General features: G+C 70.3%; 13 protein-coding genes. 11 read left to right on the plus strand and 2 right to left on the minus strand.

What is annotated here, in order from left to right; translation table 11 throughout:
• Positions 1 to 88: 88 nt before the first annotated feature.
• Both AB1460_RS14490 and AB1460_RS14495 read left to right on the plus strand, forming a co-directional pair.
• Complete coding sequence (locus AB1460_RS14490) at positions 89 to 622, plus strand: DUF3145 domain-containing protein (RefSeq protein WP_018634940.1); 534 nt, start codon at positions 89 to 91, stop codon at positions 620 to 622.
• A 146-nt stretch (positions 623 to 768) separates the two neighbouring features.
• On the plus strand, positions 769 to 1,059 hold the full coding sequence (locus AB1460_RS14495) for a DUF4193 domain-containing protein (protein WP_018634941.1): 291 nt from the start codon (positions 769 to 771) through the stop codon (positions 1,057 to 1,059).
• 72 nt (positions 1,060 to 1,131) lie between these two features.
• Here the strand turns inward: AB1460_RS14495 and AB1460_RS14500 are convergent, their stop codons facing one another.
• On the minus strand, positions 1,132 to 1,818 hold the full coding sequence (locus AB1460_RS14500; protein ID WP_420497269.1) for an isochorismatase family protein: 687 nt from the start codon (positions 1,816 to 1,818) through the stop codon (positions 1,132 to 1,134).
• Between the two features lie 116 nt (positions 1,819 to 1,934).
• On the opposite strand from AB1460_RS14500, the gene AB1460_RS14505 reads away from it, so the two are divergent.
• From AB1460_RS14505 to AB1460_RS14515, 3 genes are all read left to right on the plus strand, one after another.
• Entirely contained in the window at positions 1,935 to 2,747 is an 813-nt protein-coding gene (locus AB1460_RS14505) for a DUF3097 domain-containing protein (RefSeq protein ID WP_368961743.1), read from the plus strand.
• A 322-nt stretch (positions 2,748 to 3,069) separates the two neighbouring features.
• Positions 3,070 to 3,972, plus strand: a complete 903-nt coding sequence (locus tag AB1460_RS14510) for an N-acetylmuramoyl-L-alanine amidase (protein ID WP_368961744.1) — start codon at positions 3,070 to 3,072, stop codon at positions 3,970 to 3,972.
• A gap of 478 nt (positions 3,973 to 4,450) precedes the next feature.
• Positions 4,451 to 5,254, plus strand: a complete 804-nt coding sequence (locus AB1460_RS14515; protein ID WP_368961745.1) for an NUDIX domain-containing protein — start codon at positions 4,451 to 4,453, stop codon at positions 5,252 to 5,254.
• Here AB1460_RS14515 and AB1460_RS14520 read toward each other — a convergent pair.
• Complete coding sequence (locus AB1460_RS14520) at positions 5,232 to 6,377, minus strand: hypothetical protein (RefSeq protein ID WP_368961746.1); 1,146 nt, start codon at positions 6,375 to 6,377, stop codon at positions 5,232 to 5,234. The two genes, AB1460_RS14515 and AB1460_RS14520, sit on opposite strands and share 23 nt — an antisense overlap.
• Before the next feature lie 237 nt (positions 6,378 to 6,614).
• Between AB1460_RS14520 and AB1460_RS14525 the strand changes: the two genes are divergently transcribed.
• The 6 genes from AB1460_RS14525 to AB1460_RS14550 form a co-directional block, all read left to right on the plus strand.
• On the plus strand, positions 6,615 to 6,767 hold the full coding sequence (locus AB1460_RS14525) for a hypothetical protein (RefSeq protein WP_368961747.1): 153 nt from the start codon (positions 6,615 to 6,617) through the stop codon (positions 6,765 to 6,767).
• Positions 6,767 to 7,054, plus strand: a complete 288-nt coding sequence (locus AB1460_RS14530; protein ID WP_368961749.1) for a hypothetical protein — start codon at positions 6,767 to 6,769, stop codon at positions 7,052 to 7,054. The genes AB1460_RS14525 and AB1460_RS14530 overlap by 1 nt, the downstream gene beginning before the upstream one ends.
• Positions 7,051 to 7,446 carry a hypothetical protein gene (locus tag AB1460_RS14535; protein ID WP_368961751.1) on the plus strand — a complete coding sequence of 132 codons (396 nt, stop codon included), beginning with the start codon at positions 7,051 to 7,053 and terminating at the stop codon, positions 7,444 to 7,446. The genes AB1460_RS14530 and AB1460_RS14535 overlap by 4 nt, the downstream gene beginning before the upstream one ends.
• A complete protein-coding gene (locus AB1460_RS14540) occupies positions 7,443 to 7,742 on the plus strand; it encodes a hypothetical protein (protein ID WP_368961752.1) in 300 nt (99 codons plus the stop codon). Before AB1460_RS14535 ends, AB1460_RS14540 begins: the two co-directional genes overlap by 4 nt.
• Entirely contained in the window at positions 7,739 to 8,230 is a 492-nt protein-coding gene (locus AB1460_RS14545; protein WP_368961754.1) for a hypothetical protein, read from the plus strand. The genes AB1460_RS14540 and AB1460_RS14545 overlap by 4 nt, the downstream gene beginning before the upstream one ends.
• Positions 8,227 to 9,199, plus strand: a 973-nt coding sequence (locus tag AB1460_RS14550; protein ID WP_368961761.1) for a hypothetical protein, incomplete at its 3' end; no start/stop codon positions are given. The genes AB1460_RS14545 and AB1460_RS14550, both read left to right, overlap by 4 nt.

Raw genomic sequence — 9,199 nt, forward strand, 5'->3', positions numbered from 1 at the left:
TGGCACGATCGACTGGTATCTGACGGGTCCGATGTGGCGAGCCGCAGGGGAAGGCGTTCCTCGTCGACGGAGGTCCCGCGTGGTGGCAATGTCATCGACAGCTCGTGAGCTGTCATCCGGCTCGTCGTCCTTCGCCGTGCCGGGCAAGCTGGCGGTTCTCGCGTGCCCGCCAGCGCTGTGCCCGCACCTGGAGTTCGCCGTGTCCGGAGCCCTGACCGCCCCGGTCTCCCTGACCTGGACGGCACAGCCGGGCCATCCCGGCTTCCTGTATGCCGGTCTGGAATGGCGCGCCGTTCCGGGGACGGCGGGCCGGCTGGCCTCCGTCCTGCGCCGGCTGGGGCATGTGACCTTCGAGACCGTCGAGGGTCCTTCGCCGGGCTGTGACGCCGAGCGGTACTCGTTCACCCCCGAGCTGGGTCTGCACCGCGCCGCGATCGCCGCCAACGGGGACGTCGTGGTCGGCGAGGTCGCCCTGCTCGCCCTGCTCGAACGCGGTGAGGCGCGGGAGACCCTCTCCCGAGGCCTGCACCGCCTGCTCGGCACCGCCTGGGACGACGTCCTGGAACCGCTGCGGCGAGGGGCTCACGGCGCTCCCGTGACCTGGCTGCGGCGCACCGGGTGACGTCTCCGCACAGTTTGCTGAGCGCCCGCTCAGCTGTCTGTGGTCAAGCCCACACTGTGTTCGCGTGGGTCGGACGGGCACATACCCCCGGGGTCGTGCGTTGTGGGTTGCGCACGACGAGAGCACAACCATTCTGGGAGAACTCAGTGGCCACCGATTACGACACCCCCCGTACCACGGAACTCGAGGACTCCGAGCAGAGCCTGGAGGCCCTCAAGGCCCGGCGGGCGGACGCGGCGGCCGACCTCGGTGACGATGTCGATCCGTTCGAGACCGAGCTCGGCCTGCCCGGCGCCGACCTGTCCGGAGAGGAGCTGACCGTCCGTGTCCTGCCGCGGCAGGCGGACGAGTTCACCTGCACGAGCTGCTACCTCGTCCACCACCGCAGCCAGCTCTACGACGCCCGGCGCATGGTCTGCCGGGACTGCGCCGCCTGAAACCCGGCGCCCAGCACCACCGCGGTGCGAACCAGGCGGTACCGCGGTCTCCTGCTCCCCTGCCCGGGGAGGTCAGGACGGTGTCCGCACGCCTGCCTCACGCATCCGGGCGACCGCGCGTTCGCGGTCGCCCTCGGTCAGTTCGACGAAGCGGGTGAGCGCCAGGGGGACGACGACGTCCAGCCCCTGGGCCCGCGCGTCGAGCGCGGTCTCGAGCACGCAGTAGTCACCCGCGAGGCCGACCACGACCACGCTGGCCACCGAGCCCGCGGCCAGCCGCTCGCCGAGCACCGTCGAGGACCGCGCACCCGACTGCGGGTCCCGCACGGAGAAGCCCGAGTAGCCGTCCGCGCCGTCGACGCCCTTGCGGATGACCTCCCCGGCGATCGTCATGCCGGGGTGGAAGTCTGCGCCGGGCGTGTCGCGTACGCAGTGGGGCGGCCACGGCCCGCCCTCGGTCACGAAGTGCGGCGTCGACGGGGGATGCCAGTCCTGGGTGTAGTAGACCGGGGAGCCGGCCTCCGTCGCGGCCGCGATCTCAGCGTTCACCCCGTCGACGATCTCCTCGCCGCCGCCGACGTAGAGGCTGCCGCCGGCTGCCGCGAAGTCGTTCTGCATGTCGATCACCAGCAGCGCCACGCCGGGGCCGTACCGGGCATGGGCATGGCCGTCCGTGACCGTGGCGGCCTGGTCCCCAGGCCGGCTCGCTCCGTGCGGGCCGGTCCGTTCCGCCGCGCCCTCGGCCGAGCTGCTTCCCACGATGCCTCCCGACATCCACGATGGTCACTTCGGGCCCGCGTGGCCACCCGGTCGGCGCCCCGCGCCGCGGCGTGTCGTCGGGAATGCCCGCCCCTGCCCCACTGTAGGTTGCGGGCGTGCGCAGCCGCGACTACGGACCCGACATCCTGGCCCAGGCCAGGGCACGGGTACCCAGACAGCCACGGGTGGTCGAGATCGAGCCGGACCTCGTCGTCGAGGACGCTGACTCCGGGTACTGCGGCGCGGTCGTCGGCGTCGAGGCCGGCGGGGTGATGCTCGAGGACCGGAAGGGGCGCCGCCGGGTCTTCCCCCTCGTCCCGGGCGCCTTCCTGCTGGACGGCGAGCGGGTCACACTCACCCGCCCCCGGCCCGCCACCCCGTCCGCGCCCCGGCGAACCGCCTCGGGCTCCCTCGCCGTGCCAGGTGCGCCCGCCCGCGTCGCGCGTGCCAGCCGCATCTACGTCGAGGGCCTGCACGACGCCGCCCTCGTCGAACGGGTCTGGGGCGATGACCTGCGGATCGAGGGTGTCGTCGTGGAGCCGCTGAACGGCGTCGACGACCTCCCCGAGATCGTCCGCGGTTTCCGGCCGCAGTCGGGGCGCCGGCTCGGCGTCCTCGTCGACCACCTCGTTCCCGGGTCCAAGGAGAGCCGGATCGCTGCTGCCGCTGCTGGCGAGCACGTTCTCGTGACCGGTCATCCCTACATCGACATCTGGCAGGCGGTGAAGCCGACCTCGGTCGGGATCCGGGCCTGGCCGCAGGTGCCGCGGGGCCAGGCCTGGAAGGAGGGCGTCTGCGCGGCCCTGGGCGTCAGCGAGCCGGCCGAGATGTGGCGCCGGGTGCTCGCGGCGGTCGACTCGTACTCCGACCTCGAACCCGGCCTGCTGAGGGCCGTCGAGGAGCTGATCGATTTCGTGACCGCGACCTGACGGAGAGTGGTGCGGCGATCCGAGGCGGCCTGGACGGACGTATATGGTTACGTACGGCCATTCCAGGCTCTTCGGCGCGAAGGTCACTTCGGTCGCTGGTCACTTCGGGTTGCTGGTCGTCCCGGTCCCCTGGTCGCGTGGATCATGTGCGTGGATCCTGCGGTGCTGTGGTCTCTGGTTCGCCGAGGTCCCGGCCGACGCACCGAGGCACGGGGTCCGGTGCCTGACCGCATCCCGGTCGCCGGTGTCTGACCCGCGCCCGGGCCCGTCGATGCCTGGATTGGCCAGGCCCGGAGGGGGGCGGAGGAGAAGCGGGGGCGCCATGCCCAGGAGCACGCCCAGGAGGGTGTCGCCCTACGCGCTACTCGCGGCCGCGGCGCTCCTGGCCATTGCCGTGGCCGTGAGCGGCATGGTGATCTGGCCCGGCGGGGCCGAGTCCGACGGGGCCAGGCGGCCTGCCACCGGGGTAACCGCGGAGGCGGACCCCCACGCCCTGGCCGGGCGAACGGTGGTCATCGACCCCGGTCACAACGGCGGGAACAGCGGCGATCCCACGGCCATCAGCCGGCTCGTCGACGCCGGCGGTTTCCGCAAGGAATGCGACGCCGTGGGTGCCGAGACCACGGACGGGTACGCGGAGCACGCCTTCACTTTCGACGTGGCGGTCCGCGCCGCCGAGGAACTGCGCACGCGGGGCGCAACGGTGATCCTCACCCGCAACGACGACCAGGGCGTCGGGCCCTGCGTCGACGAACGGGCCCGCATCGGCAACGACTCCGGTGCCGACGCCGTGGTGTCCGTGCATGCCGACGGTGGGCCGCCACAGGGTAGCGGATTCCACGTCATCGCTCCGGCGGCGAGCCCAGACGGAGGCAACGGCGGCATCCTGCGCGCGTCGGGGCGGCTCGCTGACCTGCTCCGGGAGGCATTCGGGTCGGCGACCGGCCAGCCGCCGGCCGACTACCTCGGCGAGGACGGGATCACGGTGCGGGCCGACCTGGCCGGCCTGAACCTCTCCCGTGTGCCGAAGGTCTTTCTCGAATGCGGCAACATGCGCAACCCCGGTGACGCCGCGCGGATCCGCGACCCCGCCTGGCGCCAGCAGGCGGCGGCGGGTCTCGCCCAGGGAATCGTCGCCTTTCTGACCGACGACGGGCCCCACGACGGGGGCGCTGCCAGCGGTGGCAGTGGCAGCTCGGGGGCCTCCGCCTCGCCTGGCAGCTGACCTGCCTGACGGAATCCTGCCCTCATCCGGCGCCAACTACGACAAAAGGCCGTTCCTCCATGAGGACGGCCTTCTGCTTCTTCGCTACGGGTGGGCGATACTGGGATTGAACCAGTGACCTCTACCGTGTCAACTGAGCGCGACCCGTCCGACACGGACTGATCGGCCGTCCTGGTGACGCCAGAGCAGGCATCGAGGGTCTCTGGCGTCCCGCCCCGTCTCGCCGGATCTCGCTTGTTGCGGCGCGTCCCGTTCGCGCTTTCGCTCGCACCGCAGCGCGCCCCGCCGCACCCCCGTCGGCGCGCCGGAAGATCCACCTGTGGTGCGGTTGGCTAACGCTGCCCGCCCACCGTGGGTCGCCCGGTGGGCACGGATGATCCTTCTGTTGCGTTACTGGTCATGCTGGTGTTGATCCATGGAGGGGGCGCAGATGTCAGCAGAAGCCATCGCGGGGGGTCATGTCGGGGAGGATGGGCCAGTGACAGATGCTGCCCCGGACCCTACGGCGGAGTGGTGGACGACAACCGACGTTGCGGCGTACCTCGGAGTGGGCGTGCCCACAGTGAGCGCCTATCGCTCACGCGGCCAGATGCCGCTCCCGGACCAGACGATCGGACGAACTCACGTGTGGCGCCCCGAACGGATCGTGGCCTGGCGCCATCCTGAGCCGGTTGGACCGGAAGGAGGGACTCCGTCATGGGGTTCGGCCGTCCCGGACGAGGGGTCGCGCTGGATCGTCCACGGGAAGAGGTCGCTCTACGAGAACGAGTGGGTTCGTCTCGGGCTCACTGACGTCGAACTGCCCGACGGCGAGCGCTACGAGCATCACGTGGTGTGGATGCCATCCGCCGCAATGACAGCGATGCTTAACGATGAGGGCACCCACGTCCTTCTGATGTGGCGCCACCGATTCGTGCCTGACGTGTGGAACTGGGAAATGCCGGGCGGGATCGTGGAAGAGGGCGAGGATCCCGCAGTAACCGCCGCGCGGGAGATCGAGGAAGAAACCGGATACCGGCCGCGCAGCCTCGAATATCTGGTGACCTTCGAGCCTATGATTGGAATGCTTCAGAGTCCGCATCACGTCTTTCTTGGGCGCGGTGCACAGAAGATCGGTGAACCGTCGGAGAAGACTGAGATGCAGCGGATGGATTGGGTACCCATGGCTGCAGTTCCCTCCCTCATTAAGGGGGGGAAGGTCCTGAATTCCGGCACCCTCGTGGCACTTCTCCACGTGCTGGCAATCAGCGGACCGAACGCTAAGCGTGAAGCAGGCGCGTGATCCTCGCGCGCTGACGCGCCGATGACGTCTTGCGGGCAAGCTCATCGGCCTTTGCTGCCTCTACTTTTGCTGCGTCCACGTGGCCCTGGACCGACAGGGCAAGGGCAAGATCGCATCGCAGTCCGGCAGCGGCGCGGGTAAAGCTGGGGTCAAGCCGCGTGACGGCGCTGCTGAGGTCCTCAACCGCCTCAGCAGCGCCGAGCCGTGCGAGCGTGTGACCCCGCCACCGCGCAAGGTGTACGTCGTCCAGAAAGACGTACGGCAGGCGTTCACCCCCGGGGCCGGGTAGGTGATGGGCCGCCATGTCGAGTGCCGCGCGCGCCTGGCGCTCTTCGCCGCAGGCCGCTAGGGCTTCAGCCTCAGCCGCCCACAGCCATGATGCGAGAGTTTCCGGAATTGCTCCGGATACCTCCATCCGAGCGTGTTGCATCAACGCCACGGCGGCTTTTGGCTGGTCTGCGTCAAGCAGGATGTATCCCTGTTGTGCGGTGACGTGGCCGAGTGCGGCCAGGTCACCGCTTTCGCGAGCCGCAAGCTTCGCGGTGTCGTGAAGATCCCAGGCCTTCTGTAGATCGCCGAGATCGAGTGCTTGCCATCCGGCGAGAGCGGCAATTTCCGCAACTACAGAAGCCAGTTCCGGCCGGAACGGTCCTGGCAAGGAATACCTGAGGAGTTCGGCGGAGGTCGTTAGATGCCCCTCGGTCTGAGACAGCAGCAGGCGTGCGCCGAGCTTCCGATCTAGCGTTCTGAATGAATCGGTCTGGCCTTCAAGGAGATCGACCAGTTCGCGATCGACCGCCGCTGCGGAGCTGAGTCTTTCCGTCAGTGCGTCATAGGTTGGATCCTCTTGAGTCGTTTTTTCGGCCACTTGTCCTTCGGTGAAGGAAATGCCGAAAACGTCGCCCAGTAGATCGGCATAAAGCGGCGAGAGCTTGCGGCTGCCGCCGTTCCACTGTCGGATCATCCGCCTCAGGCTGTCGTCACCCGGAAGCTCTGTGGACCGACGGCGTCCCGCCCGTCGCAGCTCGTGTACCAATCGCGCGCGGGACCAGCCGCGCGCATCACACAGCGCGCCGATGTCGGTTGGGTGCGATGCGTCCACGCCGTAGACCTCCGGTGTCACGCCACTCCGTGTCAGGACATGCACCGCACGCTACCGGAGCAAGGGGACGAGTCCCCCCAAGTCCGCAGAAGTCCTCTGTGGTCGGTCGACAGATGGGCCGACTCTGGTTACGGAAACGAACAACGGCTTGACCGCTACAAACTGAGTTTGTAGCGTCCTGTGTCGAAGCGGACCCCGGTGCCAGCCGCCAAGCAACGCACCGGGGTCCGGAGTCCCGCCGTGTGAGGAGAGACCCGTATGAAGCATGCCCTTCCCCGCCCCACTCCGGGTGGTGACAACGGTGGTCGTCCGTGGCCGACGTTGCCGAACGACACGGAGCCGAAGCGCTGGGTCGTGATCGTGGACGGCACCCCGAAGAAGACGAAGTCGAGCAAGGACGGTGGCCGCTGATGGCCGCCCGCCTGGAGCCGCCGGTGACGCGGGCTGAGGCTGAGGCTGCCCGTGCGATGAGTCAGCGGGCGTCGGATACGGACAAGCAGTACAGGATCGCGTTGATGTTCTTCCGGGCTGCCCGGGAGCTGTACGACCGGGTGTCGAAGCAGGACCTGAAGGCCGCGGCGGGTGCGCGGGGTCGGGCGATGGCCTCGGGGATGTGCGACGCGGACACCTGGCGTGAGGCCTTCACCGCCGACCTGGACCGGCTGGCCCGCGGGGTTGCTGGGACGGATGCCCGATGAGCGCGGCGGAGGTCGCGGACACGCGGTTGTCGGCGGGCCGGAAGGCGGATGCCCTGCGGGCCGGGATCGCGTTGCTGGCGCTGGTCCAGGACGCGGCGACGCTGGACCTGGCGGTGACCCCGTACACGGGCGGGCTGGATGTGAGCGTCGCCGTGGAGCGGTGGGACGTGCCCGCGCGGGAGCGTGAGACGCAGGTGCTGTCCAGCCTGATGGTGATCAGCGACATTTTGGGTCGCCGGCCGGTGATCCGGAGGGAGAGCGAGGACGCGCTTACGTTGGAGATCTCCACGGTGCTGTTCGACACCACTGTGGAGATCTGGGCCCGGTTCACGACGCCGGAGGTCATGGCGTCGGCGCGGTGGGTCCTGGAGACAGCGACGGTCGCGCTGTGAACGGGCTGGACGCGCTGACCGGGCCGACCGCGGGGGAGCTGGCCGCGATCGAGGCGGAGTGGCCGCAGCTCGCCGCCGACCTGGCGGAGATCGACCGGGACATCGACGTGATCCTCGCGCGGGACGCGGGTGTGCCGCTGGTGCGGATCGGTGGGGCGGGGCAGGGCAAGACGTCCCCGGCCGCGGCGGTGATGGCGGTGTTGCCGCCCGGGTGGACCGTGCCGGCTGTCGCGGTGCGCCGTGCTGAGGCTGCGCTGATCGTGGCGGGGGCCGGGGTTGGGCTGGTGGCGTCATGATCCTGGGTCTGCTGGTGGTCGCGCTGCTGGCGGCCCGAGTGCTGTGGCTGCTGGCGGTGGATGCCGCGGGTGCGTTGGCGGACTGGCGTGCCCGGCGGGTGTGGGCGGACTGGGAGGGCCTGGGCGATCCCGCGTTGCACGCGGGTCATCGGGACCCGGGCGGGGACGTGTGGGCGGTGTGTCCGCCGTGCGGCTACGGCCGCTGGCAGCTGTACGCGCCGGGTGCTCCGACCGCCGGCCCGTTCCCCTACGCCGATGTGACCCCGGCTGCGACGCACCCGACCCGGGGATTCGGTGGGGACAACGACCGGACTCGTCTGGCTGACGTGCAGGGCTGGATGCGTCCGTGGATCGAGCAGGTCTCCGGTGCCTGGGTGGTCGAGATGGTGGAGAGCATGGGCGAGCCCTACGGGCCGTCCGGTGACCTCCTGGAGTACGTGATCTACGCCCGGGTGTCCGGGCCCGGTGACGCGGGGGTGGACCAGTGAGCATGTGGGCGGAGCAGCGCCGCGCGGACAAGGCCGCGGAACGGGACGCGGACCGCGCCGATGCGGCCGCGGCGCGGGAACAGGACCGGTTGGACGCGGCCACGGCCGCGAAGCTGGAGGAGAAGGCCGCTGCCGCGGCGGACGCGGCGAAGGCCAGGGCCCGGGAGGAGAAGGCGAAGGCGAAGGCGGCGCGGTCCGCGTGGCGGTCCGCGCATGCGGTGGAGCTGCTGATCTACCCGCTGGCGCTGGTCAGTGCGGTGATGGCGGTGCCGGCCATGGCCTCCTACGGCCACAGCCTGTACGACAGCCCGACCGGCTACGCGTTGCCGATCCTCAGCGAGTTGGGCATGTGGGCGTTCGCGCTGGCGGTACACGCAGCCCGCCGGGACGACCCGGACCGGCCGGTCGCGACCCTCCAGGCCGGGATCGTCGTGTTCGCGCTGGTCGCACTCGGGCTGAACGTCGCGCACGGTCTGCATGACGGGCTGTCGGTGGGTCTGGTCATGGGTGTGATCAGTGTCGCCGGGGTGGTGGCGCACCAGTTCGCGGTCGCTGCCCCGCCGCGCAGCCGCGCGGAGCGGGCCCGGATACGGATCGAGCGGACCGCCACCCGGCGCATCACGCGGGCCCGCAAGCTGGCGGCCCGGACCGCGGTGGTCGCGCTCGCCGCGGACGGCACGGCCCGGTTGGTCTACACCCCGGGGCTGTACGAGCCACGCGGCCGGACGTTGGCGACGGCGTCGGGTCCGGGGCTGCCGGTGACCGATCCGTGGGACGCGGCGTTGGTGGAGCTGACCGGATCCGATCTCGATTCGGACGTGCCCGGACGACCGGCGGCCGACCTTGACCCCATCAGCGGTGCTGACCTGGGCGGATCGAGTGCGGTGGCGGGATCGGTACGCGCAGCGTGCCCAGGGGATGATCGCGAGCGAGGTTCGGGCATTGTTCGCGGTCGCATCCCGCCCCGAG

It is taken from the genome of Parafrankia sp. FMc2, from assembly GCF_041008525.1.
Classification (GTDB): Bacteria; Actinomycetota; Actinomycetes; order Frankiales; family Frankiaceae; genus Parafrankia.